Below are 19,854 nucleotides of genomic sequence, written 5' to 3' on the forward strand. Positions count from 1 at the left end.
TTAAACAAGAACGATATGATTAGTTTAAACATTGAAAAGACATTTGGATTTATCTCCAAAGAAAAGGTTTTTGCTTACGAAGCTGAAGTAAAAGCCGCACAGGAAATGCTTGAAAAAGGTACAGGCAAAGGTAATGACTTTTTAGGATGGTTGCATTTGCCTTCTTCTATCACTAAAGAACACTTAGCCGACCTGAACGCTACAGCAAAAGTATTAAGAGATAACTGTGAAGTAGTAATCGTTGCCGGTATCGGTGGCAGCTATCTGGGTGCCCGTGCCGTAATCGAAGCTTTGTCTAACAGCTTCACTTGGCTGCAGGAAAAGAAAACGGCTCCTGTCATGATCTATGCAGGACACAATATCAGCGAAGATTATCTGTACGAACTGACTGAATATCTGAAAGATAAGAAATTCGGTGTCATCAATATTTCTAAATCAGGAACTACTACCGAAACTGCTCTTGCTTTCCGTTTGCTGAAAAAGCAATGTGAAGATCAGCGCGGTAAAGAAACTGCAAAGAAAGTAATCGTTGCTGTGACGGACGCTAAAAAAGGTGCTGCCCGTGTTACAGCTGACAAAGAAGGATATAAAACATTTATCATCCCTGACAACGTAGGCGGACGTTTCTCTGTACTGACTCCGGTTGGTTTGCTGCCTATCGCAGTAGCCGGATTTGATATCGACAAACTGGTTGCCGGTGCTGCCGATATGGAAAAAGTATGCGGATCGGACGTTGCATTTACTGAAAACCCGGCTGCTATTTATGCTGCTACCCGCAATGAGTTGTACAGGAATGGCAAGAAGATCGAAATCCTCGTTAACTTCTGCCCGAAACTGCACTATGTAAGCGAATGGTGGAAACAGCTTTACGGAGAATCGGAAGGAAAAGACAATAAGGGTATCTTCCCTGCATCGGTAGATTTCTCTACAGACCTTCATTCTATGGGTCAATGGATTCAGGAAGGCGAACGTTCTATCTTCGAAACTGTGATTTCAGTAGAGAAAGTTAACCACAAACTGGAAGTTCCTTCTGACGAAGCAAATCTGGACGGCTTGAACTTCTTAGCCGGCAAGCGTGTGGACGAAGTGAACAAGATGGCCGAACTGGGAACGCAGCTGGCTCACGTAGACGGTGGCGTACCTAATATGCGCATCGTACTTCCGGAATTGAGCGAATACAACATTGGTGGTCTGCTCTATTTCTTCGAAAAGGCTTGTGGTATCAGCGGTTATTTGCTGGGCGTGAACCCATTCAACCAACCGGGTGTGGAAGCATACAAAAAGAATATGTTTGCCTTGCTGGACAAACCGGGTTATGAAGAAGAATCCAAAGCAATCCGTGCAAAACTATAAATCAAGAACGTTTTATAAACGGTAAACTATAAACAATGAACGGTGAACAACTATGCTATATGCATGGATTTGTTCACCGTTCATTATTATATTCAATTGATTGCAGTTTCCGATTGTACCGCTTATTGCCCGTTGTACCGTTTACTGCTCACCACTTCTACTTCTCATCTTCCACTTTCGTCTTCAAACCGATTTCTTCCTGTGCTCCTTCACATTCGGCTTTGGAAGAAAGATAGAACTCTAATTTCACATCACCGTTCTTATCTACCTGTTTAATGGTCGCAATCACCATAATTTTGGCTTTTGACACCCCATCCTTAAAACGAAGCTGTCCTTTTTCCACATCTGTCAGATTTCCCTCTGTAGATACTTCTGTTTGCTCATAAAAGAGTTTGGTATCCACTTCATCGTCATTCTGAAGTTTAAAGGTTTTCAGTTCTGCCCCATTTCCATCCAAAAGCAGAAAGGCTTTCACTTCATCTCCCACTTTCAAGGCGGGCAGTTCCTCCCTCTGATTCGCATAGTCTTTTTCATCGGAACTGGTATTTTCACCGTCCGATTCGATCTTCGCATAAAGCTTTTCTATCTTGATAACAGGACTTTCCCCACTATCAGAGCAGGCGCCTAAAAACAATGGTAGCAACAATAATACTCTCTTTTTCATGCTATCGTCGAGTTTATAACGTTACAAAAATACACATATTCTTCTAAACAGCAAATAATTATGTAGTTAATCGCTTGGGAGCGTCATTTGCAACTATCTTCCCTTTCTAACTTATCTCTCATTTTTTATCGTTATCTTTGCCTCGTATACAGTTGTAGATGAAGCGAATCAAACTTAAAAAACAAATAGAATGGCAGGAAATTTATTAAAGAAGTCCAGTGGACTCATGCTACTATGTAGCGTATCATTGCTAATGATAGTCATGACCGGTTGTCAGGAAGCCAAACTCAAAACTGTAATCGGGATAGCCAACAAACAGTGTCCGCTGGACATGGGAGAAGTCGGCAATATTACCAGTATCATCTACGACGGGGATAACGTAGTGTACACTCTCAACATGAACGAGGAAATTACCAATATTAAGATTTTGAAAGATAATCCGGAAAGCATGAAATCATCTATCAAAATGATGTTTCAGAATCCGGCTGCTGATGTAAAGGAAATGCTGAAGTTGATGGCTAAGTGTAATTCCGGATTACACATGATATTTGTAGGGAATAAGTCGGGCGAACAAGCGGTTTGCGAACTTACTGCCGAAGAATTGAAAGAGGTTATCAATACAAATGCCGACCCGGCACAAAGCGGACAGACAAAGCTTGAAGCGCAACTGAAAATGGCGAATCTGCAATTTCCAATGCAGGCCAGTGAAGAAGTCGTTGTCGAAAAAATCGAAATCATAGGTGAATCGGTTGTTTATATATGCAGTGTGGACGAAGAGTTGTGTCCTATCAGCCAGATTGAAGAAAACGCAGCTGAAGTGAAAGAGGGTATTGTGTCAACGCTAGCAAGTCAGACCGATCCTGCCACCCAGATATTCATAAAAACCTGCGTGGAGAACAATAAAAATATTACCTACAGATATATCGGCAAGGATTCCGGGAAACAATACGATGTAGTTATTCCCATGTCTGATCTGAAGAAAATGCTCATAAAAAAATAAAATATCATCTTAAAAAGATTCCGCAACGTACAAAGTATGAAAAAGAAACTGAAAGCCGTCCTGTTTGACATGGACGGCGTACTCTTTGACTCTATGCCTTATCATTCGGAAGCCTGGCATAAAGTAATGAAATCTCATGGGCTCACTCTTAGTCGCGAAGAAGCATATATGCATGAAGGACGGACAGGAGCCTCTACAATCAATATTGTTTTTCAACGTGAATTGGGTAGAGAAGCCACACAGGAGGAGATAGAAAGTATCTATCAGGAGAAAAGTGTTTTGTTCAATTCATATCCCGAAGCAAAGCCTATGCCCGGTGCATGGGAGTTACTGCAAAAAGTGAAGAAGGACGGGCTGATTCCGATGGTGGTCACCGGCTCCGGTCAGTTATCTCTGCTCGAACGGCTGGAACACAACTATCCGGGAATGTTTCACAAAGAACTGATGGTTACAGCGTTCGATGTGAAATATGGCAAACCCAATCCCGAGCCATATTTGATGGCTTTGAAAAAAGGAGGGATCAAAGCGGATGAAGCGGTTGTAGTAGAAAACGCTCCGTTAGGAGTGGAAGCCGGACACAACGCGGGTATTTTCACCATAGCAGTCAATACGGGTCCTTTGAACGGGCAAGTGTTGCTGGATGCCGGGGCTGATTTATTATTTCCATCCATGCAGGCACTTAATGACACCTGGGACATGATGACTGAAAATGACATCTAAAAGCTGAAAAGAAAATTTATTCTTCAAAACAGAAGAAAAATATTGAAAAGCAGGAATATAAATAGTATTTTTACGGGAGTTTAATTCGCTTAGATTCTATCTAAGCCAACGCAGATTCTACTATGCAAAAGTTATTATCTTTACCACCCAATTTGATCCATTGCTTCCACGAACTGGAAGAAGTTAACCATACCGATTGGTTTTGTACATCAGACCCCATAGGGAGCAAACTAGGCTCCGGCGGCGGAACCACATGGTTATTGCAAGCTTGCCATCAGGCATTCGCTCCACAAGAGTCTTTCAGCAACTGGATAGGACACGAAAAAAAAATATTGCTCCATGCAGGCGGACAAAGCCGTCGGCTACCCAGCTACGGCCCTTCCGGCAAAATATTAACTCCTATCCCGATCTTCAGTTGGGAAAGAGGACAAAAGCTGGGACAGAATCTGTTATCATTGCAGCTCCCGCTCTATGAAAGGATTATGAATCAGGCTCCGGCCGGTCTGAATACGCTGATTGCTAGCGGAGACGTATATATCCGTTCGGAAAAACCGCTTCAGGATATTCCGAACGCAGATGTAGTATGCTACGGGCTGTGGGTGAATCCTTCATTGGCAACTCATCATGGCGTGTTTGTTTCCGACCGGAAAAAACCGGAGGTGCTCGATTTCATGTTGCAGAAACCTTCTTTGGAAGAGTTGGAAGGATTGTCGAAAACTCATCTTTTCCTGATGGATATCGGCATCTGGATTTTGAGTGACCGCGCCATAGAAGTATTGATGAAACGGTCATTGAAAGAAGGTACGAAGGATATTACTTATTATGACTTATACTCGGACTATGGTTTGGCTTTGGGAGAGCATCCTAAAACGAAAGATGAAGAAATCAATCAGTTATCCGTAGCTATATTGCCGTTGCCAGGTGGAGAATTCTACCATTACGGCACAAGTCACGAACTGATTTCTTCTACTTTAGCCATACAGGACAAGGTACGGGACCAAAGAAGAATCATGCACCGGAAAGTAAAGCCAAATCCGGCTATCTTTATACAGAATTCCATCACACAAGTTTCTCTTTCTGCCGACAACGCCAATTTATGGATTGAGAATAGCCATGTGGGAAAAGAATGGAAATTAGGTTCCCGCCAGATTATTACAGGAGTTCCTGAAAACCAGTGGAGCATCAATTTGCCGGATGGGGTTTGCATCGACATTATTCCTATCGGTGAGAATGAGTTTGTTGCGCGTCCGTATGGATTGGATGATGTATTCAAAGGAGCGTTGGACAAAATAACGACTACTTACCTTAATGTTCCTTTTACCCGTTGGATGGAAGATAGAGGAATTACCTGGGAGGATATAAAAGGGCGTACAGATGATTTACAATCGGCATCCATCTTCCCCAAAGTGGCTTCTGTGGAAGATTTAGGCATATTAGTACGCTGGATGACCTCGGAGCCACAACTGGAAGAAGGGAAAAAACTTTGGTTGAAAGCAGAAAAAGTTTCTGCAGACGAAATATCCGCAAACGCCAACCTCAAGCGTCTTTACGAACAGCGCAATGCTTTCCGCAAGGAGAACTGGAAAGGATTGGCGGCCAATTATGAGAAGAGCGTATTCTATCAACTCGATTTGCTGGATGCCGCAAATGAATTTGTACGTTTCAATCTGGGCATGCCTGACGTCTTGAAAGAAGATGCTGCCCCCATGTTACGGATACACAACCGGATGCTTCGTGCACGTATCATGAAACTACATGAAGACAAGGATTGTGCCAAAGAGGAACAGGCAGCCTTTCAACTGCTTCGCGACGGTTTATTGGGGGTAATGAGCGAACGAAAGAGCCATCCCATACTCAACGTTTATTCCGATCAAATCGTATGGGGACGCAGTCCTGTGCGTATTGATGTGGCCGGAGGGTGGACGGACACACCTCCCTACTCTCTTTATTCAGGGGGAAGTGTTGTAAATCTTGCTATCGAACTAAACGGTCAACCACCGCTACAAGTATATGTGAAACCATGCAAGGAATATCACATCACTCTTCGCTCTATCGACATGGGTGCAATGGAAGTGATAAGGAATTACGAGGAACTGCAAGATTATAAAAAGGTAGGTTCTCCATTCTCTATTCCGAAAGCCGCCCTTACATTGGCGGGCTTTGCACCGGCATTCTCTACGGAATCTTATCCTTCTTTAGCTAAACAGCTGGAAGATTTCGGTTCAGGAATCGAAATTACTCTGCTGGCTGCTATTCCTGCGGGCTCTGGCTTGGGAACCAGTTCCATACTGGCATCTACCGTGCTCGGAGCAATCAATGATTTCTGCGGATTGGCTTGGGATAAAAATGATATATGTAGTTACACATTAGTATTAGAACAGCTCCTGACCACTGGAGGAGGTTGGCAAGATCAATATGGCGGTGTCTTTTCCGGTATTAAGTTGCTTCAATCCGAAGCTGGTTTCGAACAGAATCCATTAGTACGCTGGTTACCCGATCAGTTCTTTGTTCATCCTGATTACCGCGACTGTCATCTGTTATATTATACGGGAATTACTCGTACTGCTAAAAGTATTTTGGCAGAGATCGTCAGTTCCATGTTCCTCAATTCCGGTCCGCATCTAAGCTTGCTGGCCGAAATGAAAGCTCATGCAATGGATATGAGTGAAGCCATTTTACGAAGTAATTTCGAGAGTTTCGGTCGTTTGGTCGGCAAAACCTGGATACAGAACCAGGCATTAGACTGCGGAACCAATCCACCGGCAGTAGCAGCCATTATCGAAAAAATCAAGGATTACACCCTGGGATACAAACTCCCCGGTGCAGGTGGCGGAGGCTATTTATATATGGTAGCCAAAGACCCGCAAGCAGCCGGACAAATCCGACGGATACTGACGGAACAAGCCCCCAATCCTCGTGCTCGTTTTGTAGAAATGACTCTTTCTGATAAGGGACTTCAGGTTTCAAGAAGCTAAAGAGAAAGCGTTACCATATTGCCGGTCAATCATCCGGAACCATAAAAAACAAGCTTGGACAGATTCAAACGAAATGTCCAAGCTTTAATTTTTCAACGCCATAATGATCTGTTTTACATGTTGAGACTTGAAATAACTGTAAAGTAAATCATAATAATGATAAAAGCAATAGCTCCGATAATCAGCGCAACACTACCCCATTTCTTTTTTCTAGCTTCTTCCATTCTTATTTATATTTATTGGGATTAATATAATTTATCGTCAAATGTCTACATCTGGAAAGCTATGAACATACTACTACAGAATATCATTCCTTACTTTTTCATATCTACAAAGTTAGCATTTCTCACGAGAATCCTTTTATTTAAATCAACTTTTTCATTCTATTTAGGCTAAATTATGCAACTACATACAATAATAACTAACTAGGTTTGAGAAAATGCAAAGCAAAATACATGACTGACTATCTAAGGATTATGAATGTAAATATCAAGAATATGAAACACATTTATTTTACTCATTACCGCTTTTATATCACACAAAAACTGTACATTTGCACTATAAATAATATACTAGACTAAAAAAAGGATCAAAAACAAATAAAATATAAAGATGAAATTACTTAAACTATTATTCTTATCCGCCATCTTGCTATCCGCATGCAACAATGACTCGACAGACACTCCGGAAACAGGAGAGCCCAAACAGATTATCGTAGAAATGGCCTCCAATGATTTTACAGATGTCTCCGGCACATATACTCTTGAGAACAATAAAGAATACTGTACTCGGGAAGACGGAAAATATAAGATATTATTGGTCAAGAGTACATATATAAATAAGGAGGGAAAGGAAAAGGATATTCTTACCTATGGCATTCTGGATGTAGCAAATAAAAAATACATCTGCTATACAGCCAACATAGATGTAGCCCAAAGACTTGAAAGAGACTGGGAATTTTATAATCAAATAACTAATCCGGATTTTCCAGATGACCCAAATAGACGATTAGTTTGTAATTCTTATACAAAGAAAGACTAATAATAGAACCTCTTACGAGATAAAAGAAAGATTTCACTTTGATAGTCAACATATAACATTGGTTTCTTGGGAACAACAATAGACCAACAAAAATCAATTACAAGGGCTAAATCCTGCATTTAGTTTTAGTTATCCAAGGTATAAGAAAACAGAAATCCCTCAATAATCAACTGATTATCAAGGGATTTTTCTGTGACCCCGGTGCGATTCAAACGCACGACCTTCAGAACCGGAATCTGACGCTCTATTCACTAAGCTACGGGGCCATTCTTTCTAAATGCGAGGACAAAAGTATAAAAAATCTTCTCATCTTCCTAATGATTCTCCTTTTTTTATAGTTCTTAAGGTACTTCCCTATATTAGAAGACTGTTATTTTGAAATGCTTTAGAGCATTTACTTTATCAAATTGACAATCTTTTAGAGAATATCCATTACATATATCAATTTTATTCCTATCTTTGCCGACAATTAACATTTAACAAACCTATGAGTTACTTGATAAAACCTAAGAACTATAATCCGCTACTCGACCTCAAACAGACCGAGCTGGGAATCAAGCAAATAAAAGAGTTCTTCCAATTAAACTTGTCATCCGAGCTACGCCTTAGACGTGTAACTGCCCCCCTTTTCGTATTGAAAGGAATGGGTATCAATGACGATTTGAACGGAATAGAACGACCCGTTTCTTTCCCTATTAAAGATCTGGGCGATGCACAAGCCGAAGTGGTTCATTCATTGGCTAAATGGAAAAGGTTGACCTTAGCTGACTATCATATCGAACCCGGATATGGTATTTATACGGATATGAACGCAATCCGTTCAGACGAAGAACTGGGCAACCTGCATTCTCTCTACGTAGACCAGTGGGACTGGGAACGTGTCATCACCAATGAAGACCGGAACGTAAACTTCCTGAAAGAGATCGTCAACCGTATTTATGCGGCTATGATCCGTACAGAATATATGGTATACGAAATGTATCCACAAATCAAGCCGTGCCTGCCACAAAAGCTACATTTCATCCATTCAGAAGAATTGCGCCAACTTTATCCGGATCTGGAACCCAAATGTCGCGAACATGCCATTTGCCAGAAATACGGAGCTGTGTTTATCATAGGCATAGGCTGCAAACTTAGCGACGGCAAGAAGCACGACGGACGCGCACCGGACTATGACGACTACACAACCAAAGGATTGAACGACTTGCCCGGACTAAACGGCGACCTCCTTCTGTGGGACAATGTACTGCAACGCTCCATCGAATTATCATCTATGGGAATCCGTGTTGACAAAGAAGCCTTGCAACGTCAGTTGAAAGAAGAAAAAGAAGAAAAAAGACTGGAACTTTATTTCCACAAGCGATTGATGAATGACACCCTTCCCCTGTCTATCGGAGGAGGTATCGGACAATCCCGCTTGTGTATGTTCTACCTTCGCAAAGCTCACATCGGAGAAATACAAGCCAGCATCTGGCCCGAAGATATGCGCAAGGAATGTGAAGAACTTGAAATACACCTTATATAACAAACTATGAATGTACAAATTGAAGAAAGCTGGAAAGCACATTTAGAACCCGAATTCGAAAAAGACTACTTTCGCACACTGACCGATTTCGTCAAAAGCGAATATAGCCAGTATCAGATCTTCCCTCCGGGAAAACTGATCTTCAATGCTTTCAACCTTTGTCCTTTCGACAAAGTGAAAGTTGTAATTATAGGACAAGATCCTTACCATGGACCGGGACAAGCGCATGGTCTCTGTTTCTCTGTAAACGACGGAGTGCCTTTTCCCCCTTCATTAGTGAATATATTCAAAGAAATCAAAGCCGACATCGGCACAGATGCCCCTGCTACGGGAAATCTGACTCGCTGGGCAGAACAGGGAGTATTGTTGCTCAACGCTACGCTGACCGTACGTGCTCACCAAGCTGGTTCACACCAGAACCGTGGCTGGGAAACATTTACTGATGCTGCAATCCGTGCCCTGGCAGAAGAAAAAGAAAACCTGGTATTTATCCTGTGGGGATCATACGCTCAAAAGAAAGGAGCGTTTATCGACCGCAACAAACACTTGGTACTCACTTCCGCCCATCCCTCTCCTCTTTCTGCTTACAACGGCTTCTTCGGAAACAAACATTTCAGCCGTACAAACGACTACCTGAAAACCCATGGAAAAACAGAAATCGCATGGTAGTTGGAGAAGTTGAGAATGGAGAGTTGAGAGTTAAGAATAAAGAATAAAGAGTAAAGAGTAAAAAAAATGGCTGCACTATTCGTCGAATGATAGCGCAGCCATTTTTCTTTTCTATATTGTAGCAAAACAATTACACGTCCGAATTTCCACTCTCAACTCTCCACTCTCAACTTATCCTAGTACCACTGAATGTTACTTTGCGTTTGGCTTCTCTGCTCATACTTCAAGTCTTGCAGGATGCTTGCATTCGCACGGATGGTAACATTGTAATATTTCCAGCGTCCGAAAGGAGAAAGACTGGCGGACAGGTTGAAACAGTGCAAGTCACGGGAGATTGTACAAGAAGTCTGCGTAATCTCTTTTGCCTGAAAATCATAGCCCGAGTTGAACGAGAGCGACCAGTTGTTAGAAATCTTTATATTTCCGTTTGCATTGATGTTATGCGTATACGTATAAGGATATCGCATAGAATAGCGGTTAATAGGCTTAGACCTATCTTCACGGATATTGAACGAATAGCTAAGGCTCAACGACCAAGGCATCTTAAACACTTGATAACCATCCGGGTCTGCCTGTGCTTTCTCTACTTTCTTAGGTGTAGTACCATCTCCTTCCGTTCCGTCAGATTCTTCATCGTCACTATCCTCCGACTTCTTATCTTTTCCTTTTTCATCCTCCTCTTTCGGACCGAACCATTTCTTCCATGTGTCATTATTAAAGGTATAGTTGAAAGAAGAACCATATCCTTGGAAACGCCCAAAACGACCATACGACCATTCTGTACGGTTACTGGTCACTACATTACCGCTTTTATCGAATGTATAAGCATACGTAGCGAATTGGGCATTCATATTGAAAGTATAATTCTTGGTCAGTTTCAGACGGAGGTTCATACTTAAGTCACTCCACGGTCTTTCCTTTGCCGCCATATTATAGGACATATTGGCACTCAAATCATCAATAAGGCTAACTTTCTTAACTGTATCATTCTTTGCGTCATAATACTTCATCTCCAAGTTATTAGCTATCGAGAAACTAACCGTTCCCGACCCCTCACGAGAAGGCACGCCATAAGGCTGATTGGTAAAAGGAGAATAATATTGTGTATTACCATTATAATCGGTATATTCTTCCCAGTACTTGCCAAATCCCGGAGCACCACTCAAACTCACCTGCGGTGTGAATACGTGACGAATCTGTATCTCCTTCTTCTTCGCAAAGATCGGTTTATACATACCATACAATTTCGTACTTAGAGCCAAACTAGCCGAGTAATTGGATACACGATAAAAGCCGTTAAGAGAATCGCCCGGCAATGATTCCAGCCTGTGAGTATCTTCGTTATAATGCTGATTGATTTTACGGGTGTACCATCGTTCTGTATAATTCACAGAAGGATTGACCTGCAAATATTTGAACAGCGTAAAAGTAGCACTGATAGGAATGTTATGGTTCATCGCATTCTCCCATGAGCTTAGTCCGGCTTTGAACAAATGGTCATCTTTAGTACGGATACTGTTTGTCAGACGTCCCGTATAACCAATGGAAATCTTTTCGTACCAACGTTCGGCTCCTGCCGCTTTCTTGCGCTTGAACGGAAACAGACGGCTCAACGTAATATTCAAGTCAGGCAAAGTGACCGCAATAGAAGAGTCACGCATTGTCTGTGCGATATTGGTAGTTCCGGATAAGGTCAGACCGATATCGGGAAAACTACGAGAATAACTAATACTTGATGTTTTGGTATTTTGAGTCAACAACTGCGAATTATAAAGGTTGTTGATATTAGAACGTTCATAACTACTGGTCGAGAAGTTCACACTGGCAGAGAATGTAGTGTTCGGACTGGCTTTAGCATCCTGTCGATGGTTCCATACCACCTTAAAGTCCTTAGCAACTGTATAGTCCGGCATCCCTTTATCTCCAGTCTTGGTGACCTGATAGTCCGCTTGCAGCGTACCGGAATATTTATAGCGTTTATTATAGTTTGTCAATCCAGACAATCTCCATGAACCTTTCGTGAAGATATCTCCCGTTATTTTCAAGTCCATGATATCACTCATGGCAAAGTAATATCCTCCTTCTGCCAAACCGAAACCACGACTGGAGTCATCCATATAAGTCGGCATAATGAAACCGGAAGAGTAACTGCTGGAGAATGGGAAGAAGAAGAACGGCACAGCCAACGGCAGAGGCACATCTTCCACAACCAGATAGGCAGGTCCTGTCACTACATTCTTTTTAGGGCGCACTTTAGCTCTCGTCAGCTGCATATAGAAGTGGGGATGATCGTGATGATCGCAGGTTGTATAACGCCCATGCTCCATGAAAATTTCATCATTGGCCCCTTTCTTCGCCTTGCTTCCGGTCACATATCCTTCTCCCTGCTGGGTGACGATATCAGTAATTCCTGCTTTCTTGGTTTTGAAGTTGTATCGGATTGTTTCCGTATCATACGAGGTATCACCTTCTTTAAATACCGGTTTACCTTTTTCCACTCCGGTAGTATCCTTGATACCATAAGCATGCACAGTACTACTATCCAGATTCATCGAAATAACTTCCGCAGCCAGTTCGATGTTCTGATAATTCACTTTTCCGCTACCATAAAGTGTAGCGGCTCCTCCCAAAGTAAAGACAGTGGAGTCGTTAGATTCATAAACAACCGGTGCATCGAGTGGTTGTTTCTTCTTTACCGGTGCGATAGAATCAATGCGTACCGTTACCGTATCTGCTTTCAACGAATCATTTCCCTGAAGGGAATCCGTTTTCGCGGTATTGGAGGCAATCATTCCTCTTCTTCGACGTTGAGACGTAGCCTCATCGGGAAGCATCAGTAAGACAATCAGCAGTATGAATGATATAAGTATTTTTGCTTTCAATGGCGCCATTAACTAATAGTTTACGCTTGAAGTGGCAAAAGTACACAATCTTCACCAAATATGAGTTAGAATCTTCGTTATTTAATTATTTTTTAGTGCTATAAAAAGAGAGAACACCATCTATCAAAGCGGCTTAGACCTTCTTCACCATATTTTGCAATACTTTGCCGTGCTTTCTCCACTGTTTTCTCTTCATCCAGATGAGTTTTAGAAAAGAATTTATCCGCAAAGCAAATCAATTGTTCTTCCAGGGTGATGGGCAGCATCTCGCGATGAGGAACGGGAAGTTGCTGGGCAATGACATCTTCCAACGAAAGCCCTGCTCCCGTATGGCGTTCGCACACCAATGCGTGTTGGGGAAAACCTTCCGCCCGCAAGATTTCGGCTCCCAAATATCCGTGAGCGATATAAGGATGAGTGCCAAAGCACTGAATGGTTGGAGCGTCGGTCTGAAAAATACCAATATCATGCAACAGAGCGGCTTCTTTTACAAAACTCCGGTTTAAACGCAATTCGGGATGAGCATCCAGCATTTTCATTGCTTTTCCGGACACTGCCAGACTATGTATTACTAATATTTGTCTCTGCTGGGTATTCTCCGGATAATACTTATCAATGATTTCGTATGGATTCATGTGCTTTATTTTTTGCTCTCTTGATGAGAAATTAATATTTTTGTGCAATATTACAAAAAAATTACCGATATGCAAACTAGAGTTTCCTTCATTCTTATATTTTTGTTCATTATGTTGTTGCCAATGCGTGTAAACAGTCAAATTGTCACGGGAGCAGAACAGATGGATCAATATCTGCCGTTGCTGAAAGGAAAACGCATCGGAATGGTGGTCAATCACACTTCTGTTGTAGGAAGAAAGCAGGTTCATCTTCTCGATACCTTATTAAAGAGAGACGTCCGGGTGGTCAAGGTATTTGCTCCCGAACATGGTTTCCGTGGTAACGCAGATGCGGGTGAAACAGTGAAAGACGGAAAAGATTCCCGCACCGACATTCCTATCGTATCGCTTTATGGTGACAACAAAAAGCCGTCTGCCGCCCAACTAAAAAATGTCGATGTGATTGTATTCGACATTCAGGATGTAGGAGCACGCTTTTATACCTATATAAGCACGATGTATTATGTGATGGAAGCTTGCGCAGAGAACAAGAAAGAAATGGTTGTACTGGATCGCCCCAATCCGTGCGATTATGTGGATGGTCCGATACTCAAACCTGCCTACCGGAGTTTTGTCGGCATGTTACCTCTTCCGGTTCTCCACGGATGTACCATCGGCGAACTGGCACAGATGATAAACGGGGAAGGATGGATTGCCAACAAGAAAAATCCTTGTTCATTAAAGGTAATTCCAATGACCGGATGGAAACACGGAGCACCTTATTCACTTCCCATCAAACCGTCGCCCAACCTCCCGAACGACCAGTCTATCCGATTGTATGCCTCACTTTGTCCTTTTGAAGCCACTCGCGTCAGCGTGGGACGGGGGACAACTTTCCCTTTCCAGGTATTAGGCGCACCTAATAAGAAATACGGAAGTTTCACTTTTACTCCCCGCTCCTTACCCGGTTTTGACAAAAATCCGATGCACAAAGGTATCACCTGTTATGGGGAAGATCTCCGGAATGTAACCGATGTAAATGGATTTACGCTTCGCTACTTCTTGAACTTTTATCGCTTATCCGGCGAAAACGCAGCTTTCTTCTCCCGTGCCCGATGGTTTGATTTGCTGATGGGAACTGACAGCGTACGCAAAGCTATCCTCAAAGGAGAATCGGAAGAGGCTATCCGGAATAGTTGGCAAAAGGAATTACAGGATTACAAGGAGATCAGAAAAAAATATCTTCTCTATGAGTAAAAAAACTAGTATCATACTCTCATTCATTTTCATAAACCACTTATAATTAAAAGAATAAGTATGATAGATAACTATTATTTCCGGCATCTATCATACTTAGACCATCAAAAACGGGGTATCTATCATACTTGATTAATCCACGCTCTCTCCTGAAGTTTCATTTTTTTCCCGTTCATCACCAACTTGCAATGCACTTTTTGCATTAAGTGGAGATATAACAGGGCGTTTTAGCTGACTTTCCAATTGCTTGCGAGCAACTCTTGCCACATTTCCCCCATCTTTTGCCACTTCGGCATTTTCAGCAAAACCGGATGGGTTTCTCTCTTTGGACAAATCCGTAGTAGCCGTTTCAGCAAGCATATTAAGGATCAGTTCAGTGTTCGTCATATTGTCACGGAGATTTTCTTTCTTCAATCCTTTAAACTGCTTATATTCTTTTGCCGACTTTTCAGCCCATGTCTGATAAATTATATCCGTTAATGCAGCAAACTGAACGCCCTCTTGCATCCCATTTCTTTTCCATTCATCAGTAAGTTCCTTCCGTACTTCAATTGATTTCAATCGTTGATTAATCCAATTGTCCGAGTAACCTAAAGATTTATATTCCATCATCGCCCGATTTATAGTCAGTTCGGGGTCCTGCATTTCATCCAGACGCTCTTTGGCGACTTGAGCCATCCACATCTTAAAGGGTTCCGCTTTGGGCGAGGGAATAGACTGAATTAGACGGAAAAGTTGTTGGGTTGTAGCTACATCTGTCTTATACAGTTTGCCGTCAGAAGAGGGTAATTTCAGTTGTCCGATTTCTTCGGACAACTGACTTCCTTCTGTTTTCAACTTCTTTTTTAAATCCCCCCAATACTTACGAGGACGCTCACTGTCTGTTAATACTTCAATCACATCCACAATGGAAAAATACCATTCCTCCTTTTGGTCATCCCAAACAGCACGGATCTTTTTATCTTCAAATACTTTTATAGCATCTTTTTTAGTCATAGCATTATATATATGATGTAAATAATAAATAAATAACAAATTCTATTCTACCTCCAAAGGTACAACATGATAATACGTACCATACGTTTTCCGTTTAGATTTCACTCCGAGCCGCTGCAAGATACGCCCGAAATAAGATGCCTGCCTGGCGGAAAATGTCATCTTACTCGCTTTCTGAATCCGGCGCAAAATATCAATAGCCAGTAGCCATTCTCCTTCTTCCTCTTCTTCCGCCCTACGATAATAAACCATAAATAACTGTTCGATGGCAGGAGATTGTTCAAACTCCCGGTTGTTTTCCGTCATGATAGCCTCTTCTTCGGAGTCAAACCAATAACGTTCGTTGTGATAAAGCAACTCCAACGCCTGTGCATAAAGCTGTTCATAATCAATAGGACGCGACACATCTATAGCTCCCGTCATGTAAATACCGATGAAACGACGGCTACCGGAAGTATCCGTCAACAAATCCCGATGATTGCTCGTGGCAATGAACGATGCATACCGGCGAAGCTCTTCCACTGCCGAAGCATTCGGACGACGTGTGTTCACCACCGGCTTTTGCAGAATATGTTTCAGAAAAGCCTGTTGGGTAGGGCTAATCTGGTCGAATTCATCCATATTGATAAGCAGAAAGCGATTCAGATACAACTCCGCGTCCCGTTTCCGACTGAAATCAATGCTATCCGTATAGTACGCCTGTAAAGCAGGAGGAAGAAGCATTCTGCAAAAAGTCGATTTCCGATATGCCTGCGGGCCAATCAGCAAAGGTGACGTACTGTTGGCGTGTTTCTTATCCTATTTTCACTTACACATAATACTACCATATCGCGTTTTAATATTAATTTACAATAAAATAGCTAATTACCATTTCTGATAATCAGCTTTATTATAATAATACCGCTTATAAAAACATAGTAGATTCTATCTCACTATTCATAAAACTGAAATCTCATTTTCTTCTTCGACTTAAAAAACTTCCCTATTTTTAGTTCTTTACTATGTGCCATTTTATAAGGTGCCACTAACTCCTTTAGTAATTCATATAGTATTTGATTTACTAATAACATATCTTTATATATATCCCTTAATTGTTCTTCATCGTCATAATAGTGCTTATCTTTATAACCTATAAAAAACATATCAGACTTAGTCTGGTCATATTGAGGAGCTGTAAATCTAAACATAACTTTACTAGGATGAACCCACTTGCAGCCCTCTTTGTATATTTCTGATATTCCGGAATATCTCTTATTTAATTCTCCGCAAAGATAGCCGGCAGTAAGATATTGTTTACCTATACAAAGTTTATTAGTAGGTTTGCCGTCCATGAAATATTTAAAGAAACGTTCTTTATCTCTATATAAGAGACAAGCATAAACTTCCAAACAGCAATCTACCTGCATCCTAATAAAGTGTATAGCAGATAATTTATGTTTTGATAAAGCATTAAAAGCCGAATTATTCTCTAAAGCATACATTATAATGATATACATAAACATATATAAAGGATAGTGATTGTCTGGATTAATACTACCTAATACTTTACCATACCGTTTTGAAAATTTAATAATAGGTCTACCCATAGTATAATTGGAATAAAAAAGGCTAGCCGAAGCTAGCCTAAATTTAATGCATTAGTTCAATAGTGCCTTTATATCTTCTTTTTCATTCTCATCAAGAGCTGAATATAGACGTTTAACCCTAGCTTTTCTCATTTCAGAAGCAAGTTCATCCCCCGAATTAATGATTACATTCAAGTTAGCTATATAAGTCTCAAATCTTGCGACAAAGCTCTTACATTTAGCTTTAACTTGCTCGGGAGTATCTGTTTCTGAAACAAACATACCGACACCAAAAGTTTTGCCCAGTTCACTACGGTTGTTAGACACTAATGCTTCCAATACATTTGTTGAATTTGTTAATTCCATAATTATTATAATTTTAATTATGCCAGCACTATTACTGGCTATTCAGAAGATAGTGCTATCTACAAATTCCGCCACAAATGTAGTATATTATTATAATAACACAAACAAATTCCAACAAAATTTGAACACTCTATGTAAAAAAAAGCTATGATAGTATAGCTTTTTAAGAAAAAGCCCTCCATATTAATACCCAACATTATTATACTAATCCTATTAATACTAGAACTAGTATATCTATTATTATAGTATAAAATATAACTGTAATAATAGCCAACTTATTAGTGACCATATTAATACTGATTGATGTATTAGTATTGAATTTCTGTAAAAATAAAAACAGCAAATGAATTTCTTCAAATGGTGATAACCATGTTAGTTTCCACCATACCAAAGAGATATTTAATTCAAAATGTCAAAGTTACATTTATAGGGTAATTACCAATCATCATCACTTGTTTGCAATGGCTTCTTTAGAACTGTATCAATTTTGTCTACAAGGATTTTATAACATGATAGTGAATAAACAAAAGCTCGTGATGAGGTCACTTTAGGATGTTGTCTGTTTTCTGCAAATGGAAAGCAATCAGAAAGTGCCCATATTTGGGTATCTTTAGTAACGCCATTACCTGTTACCCCAAAACCACCACCAAACATTATGACATATCCACTATCGTCATTTATCTTCAATACCTCATAATTCTGTAAGGTATATGTCATTCGAATACGTTCTTCTTTAAAATCAAATTTAATAAGTGGTCGAATGCTTACTCTATATGAGTTATCTCCCATAGTCCGTTTGGCAATATTAGGCAAATAACAACGTGCTATGATTGTTCCTTCTTCCTCATTTGAAACTTGTATAGCTGACTTTGCATCAGAAGACATAGATATGACCCAATCTATAATTTTGCGATATAATTGAGATTTGGACTGACCTTTATACTCTTTTATAACCGATAATGATAGTTCACCCAATTCATTCAACTTATATTCATTGGATAGCTCCTTAGCTTTAGCTGACCAAGACATATCCCCTATATTAGTATATTCTTCTAATTCTTGTTTAGTTACAATTTGGGCATTAATTGTATTACAGACTAATCCTAATAACATTATAAAAATAATCTTTTTCATGTTGACTTGAAGCTTACTATTAGTATGATGTATTTTTGTGTTCAAATGTACAAAAAACAAATTAATTAATCAGATTTTATTATATATATTCTCTAACAAGCCTTGTCGTAAAAGATGTGTTGTAATAATTAATAGAACAATAAAAAACAGCAAATGAATTTCTTCAAATGCTGTTTTGCTTAATATTCACCAATAATTCATTCTATTTAAAGTATAATATATTTAATGGTCCTAATAATATCATCTTAGTTACAGTATAACCTCTACCTTCCCATGTAATTTTGGTAGATTCTTTAACAAAGAAAGCGTAGTCTATTAGAAGCATACTCGATATAGCTAAATGTATTATTAGATACCATTTAACAATCTTGATAATTTTATTTTTCATTTGTATCTAATTTGATAGAATATGTATCTCCCTTTATTAGATATAGATTTCCATATTTCCCAATGTGTGATTAAATATTTCTTAAGTTTACTCGTCTTTGTCATTTATTCGTTTTCATTTATAAAGTACTCTATTGTATCCCAATACTTATCTACTTGTTGCTTTACATAGTAGACAGGCAAATGGGAACATTTTGCAAAACAGTCATCTTGTATGCAAAGTGTATACTCTCCAATAGGCTCTGGATATGGGTTAGTCACATATATATTCAATACTACTTCCCCTAAATATTTATCTAGTAGCTTAGATTCAGAATAAGGAGTTTCGATAAAATGCCCGTTTGTATCACATTGACTCAATGTAGTAACTAAGAACTCCTTAATTGCATCTTTATTAGTATCTTTATTGACTCTAATTAGTCTATTCCCATTTCCATTTATTGCATTTATTATCATAATCAATTTATTTTTGAAATCCGTTTTTAGATACCGTTAGTCCAGTTTCCATAATTTATCAAGTTCTTCCCTTAGTTTTTTAGGGCAATCTTTTAACCAAATGTCCTTACTTGCTGGATTTATACGCCTATCAGGTTCTTCTTGAACATCCCAGCCCTTTATGTTTTTGCATTTTTCACGTAAACTAGATAGTTCTTCCTCGGTAAAGGAATTACTAGCAAACTTCTCGAAAAGTTCTTCTGTTGTCATA

The 19,854-nt window shown here is 40.1% G+C and carries 17 protein-coding genes, 1 tRNA gene and 1 pseudogene; 8 read left to right on the forward strand and 11 right to left on the reverse strand.

The features are described from left to right. Positions 1–15: 15 nt before the first annotated feature. Entirely contained in the window at positions 16–1,353 is a 1,338-nt protein-coding gene (locus INE92_RS14160) for a glucose-6-phosphate isomerase (RefSeq protein ID WP_008650174.1), read from the forward strand. A gap of 157 nt (positions 1,354–1,510) precedes the next feature. Here the strand turns inward: INE92_RS14160 and INE92_RS14165 are convergent, their stop codons facing one another. After that, positions 1,511–2,017, reverse strand: a complete 507-nt coding sequence (locus INE92_RS14165) for a DUF5035 domain-containing protein (protein ID WP_008650173.1) — start codon at positions 2,015–2,017, stop codon at positions 1,511–1,513. 190 nt (positions 2,018–2,207) lie between these two features. On the opposite strand from INE92_RS14165, the gene INE92_RS14170 reads away from it, so the two are divergent. From INE92_RS14170 to INE92_RS14185, 4 genes are all read left to right on the forward strand, one after another. After that, the gene (locus INE92_RS14170) at positions 2,208–3,017 is read left to right on the forward strand and encodes a hypothetical protein (RefSeq protein ID WP_115484948.1); all 810 of its coding nucleotides are present in this window, start codon (positions 2,208–2,210) and stop codon (positions 3,015–3,017) included. 36 nt (positions 3,018–3,053) lie between these two features. Further along, a complete protein-coding gene (locus INE92_RS14175) occupies positions 3,054–3,737 on the forward strand; it encodes an HAD family hydrolase (protein WP_115484947.1) in 684 nt (227 codons plus the stop codon). A gap of 122 nt (positions 3,738–3,859) precedes the next feature. Then, positions 3,860–6,712, forward strand: coding sequence for a bifunctional fucokinase/fucose-1-phosphate guanylyltransferase (locus INE92_RS14180; RefSeq protein WP_008650155.1), 2,853 nt, complete (start codon positions 3,860–3,862; stop codon positions 6,710–6,712). 612 nt (positions 6,713–7,324) lie between these two features. Further along, positions 7,325–7,753, forward strand: a complete 429-nt coding sequence (locus INE92_RS14185; protein ID WP_004326194.1) for a hypothetical protein — start codon at positions 7,325–7,327, stop codon at positions 7,751–7,753. A gap of 193 nt (positions 7,754–7,946) precedes the next feature. Here the strand turns inward: INE92_RS14185 and INE92_RS14190 are convergent. Next, positions 7,947–8,019, reverse strand: a tRNA-Arg gene (locus tag INE92_RS14190). Positions 8,020–8,240: 221 nt separating this feature from the next. Between INE92_RS14190 and asnA the strand changes: the two genes are divergently transcribed. Both asnA and INE92_RS14200 read left to right on the forward strand, forming a co-directional pair. Next, positions 8,241–9,278: an aspartate--ammonia ligase gene (asnA, locus tag INE92_RS14195; RefSeq protein WP_151923021.1), complete on the forward strand. Its 1,038-nt coding sequence runs from the start codon at positions 8,241–8,243 to the stop codon at positions 9,276–9,278. A gap of 6 nt (positions 9,279–9,284) precedes the next feature. Further along, positions 9,285–9,947, forward strand: a complete 663-nt coding sequence (locus tag INE92_RS14200; RefSeq protein ID WP_004312349.1) for a uracil-DNA glycosylase — start codon at positions 9,285–9,287, stop codon at positions 9,945–9,947. Between the two features lie 176 nt (positions 9,948–10,123). Here the strand turns inward: INE92_RS14200 and INE92_RS14205 are convergent, their stop codons facing one another. Continuing rightward, the gene (locus INE92_RS14205) at positions 10,124–12,838 is read right to left on the reverse strand and encodes a putative LPS assembly protein LptD (RefSeq protein ID WP_022199236.1); all 2,715 of its coding nucleotides are present in this window, start codon (positions 12,836–12,838) and stop codon (positions 10,124–10,126) included. 89 nt (positions 12,839–12,927) lie between these two features. Beyond that, positions 12,928–13,464, reverse strand: coding sequence for an HDIG domain-containing metalloprotein (locus INE92_RS14210; RefSeq protein ID WP_022199235.1), 537 nt, complete (start codon positions 13,462–13,464; stop codon positions 12,928–12,930). A gap of 69 nt (positions 13,465–13,533) precedes the next feature. On the opposite strand from INE92_RS14210, the gene INE92_RS14215 reads away from it, so the two are divergent. Further along, positions 13,534–14,700 (forward strand): exo-beta-N-acetylmuramidase NamZ family protein, encoded by a 1,167-nt coding sequence (locus INE92_RS14215; protein ID WP_055235727.1) that lies wholly within the window; start codon positions 13,534–13,536, stop codon positions 14,698–14,700. A 132-nt stretch (positions 14,701–14,832) separates the two neighbouring features. Here the strand turns inward: INE92_RS14215 and INE92_RS14220 are convergent, their stop codons facing one another. The 7 genes and pseudogenes from INE92_RS14220 to INE92_RS14250 form a co-directional block, all read right to left on the reverse strand. Continuing rightward, complete coding sequence (locus INE92_RS14220; protein ID WP_004299365.1) at positions 14,833–15,696, reverse strand: BRO-N domain-containing protein; 864 nt, start codon at positions 15,694–15,696, stop codon at positions 14,833–14,835. A 42-nt stretch (positions 15,697–15,738) separates the two neighbouring features. Next, a pseudogene (locus INE92_RS14225) lies at positions 15,739–16,491 on the reverse strand (VapE domain-containing protein); the annotation flags it as partial. Positions 16,492–16,628: 137 nt separating this feature from the next. Then, positions 16,629–17,282 carry a hypothetical protein gene (locus INE92_RS14230; RefSeq protein WP_004321931.1) on the reverse strand — a complete coding sequence of 218 codons (654 nt, stop codon included), beginning with the start codon at positions 17,280–17,282 and terminating at the stop codon, positions 16,629–16,631. A gap of 51 nt (positions 17,283–17,333) precedes the next feature. Further along, entirely contained in the window at positions 17,334–17,627 is a 294-nt protein-coding gene (locus INE92_RS14235; protein WP_004321934.1) for a hypothetical protein, read from the reverse strand. Between the two features lie 435 nt (positions 17,628–18,062). Continuing rightward, on the reverse strand, positions 18,063–18,761 hold the full coding sequence (locus tag INE92_RS14240) for a DUF4468 domain-containing protein (RefSeq protein WP_229037622.1): 699 nt from the start codon (positions 18,759–18,761) through the stop codon (positions 18,063–18,065). 492 nt (positions 18,762–19,253) lie between these two features. Then, on the reverse strand, positions 19,254–19,604 hold the full coding sequence (locus tag INE92_RS14245; RefSeq protein ID WP_211421164.1) for a hypothetical protein: 351 nt from the start codon (positions 19,602–19,604) through the stop codon (positions 19,254–19,256). 36 nt (positions 19,605–19,640) lie between these two features. After that, positions 19,641–19,853, reverse strand: coding sequence for a hypothetical protein (locus tag INE92_RS14250; protein ID WP_229107766.1), 213 nt, complete (start codon positions 19,851–19,853; stop codon positions 19,641–19,643). Between the last annotated feature and the right edge of the window lies 1 nt (position 19,854).

Source organism: Bacteroides xylanisolvens, from assembly GCF_018289135.1.
Classification (GTDB): Bacteria; Bacteroidota; Bacteroidia; order Bacteroidales; family Bacteroidaceae; genus Bacteroides; species Bacteroides xylanisolvens.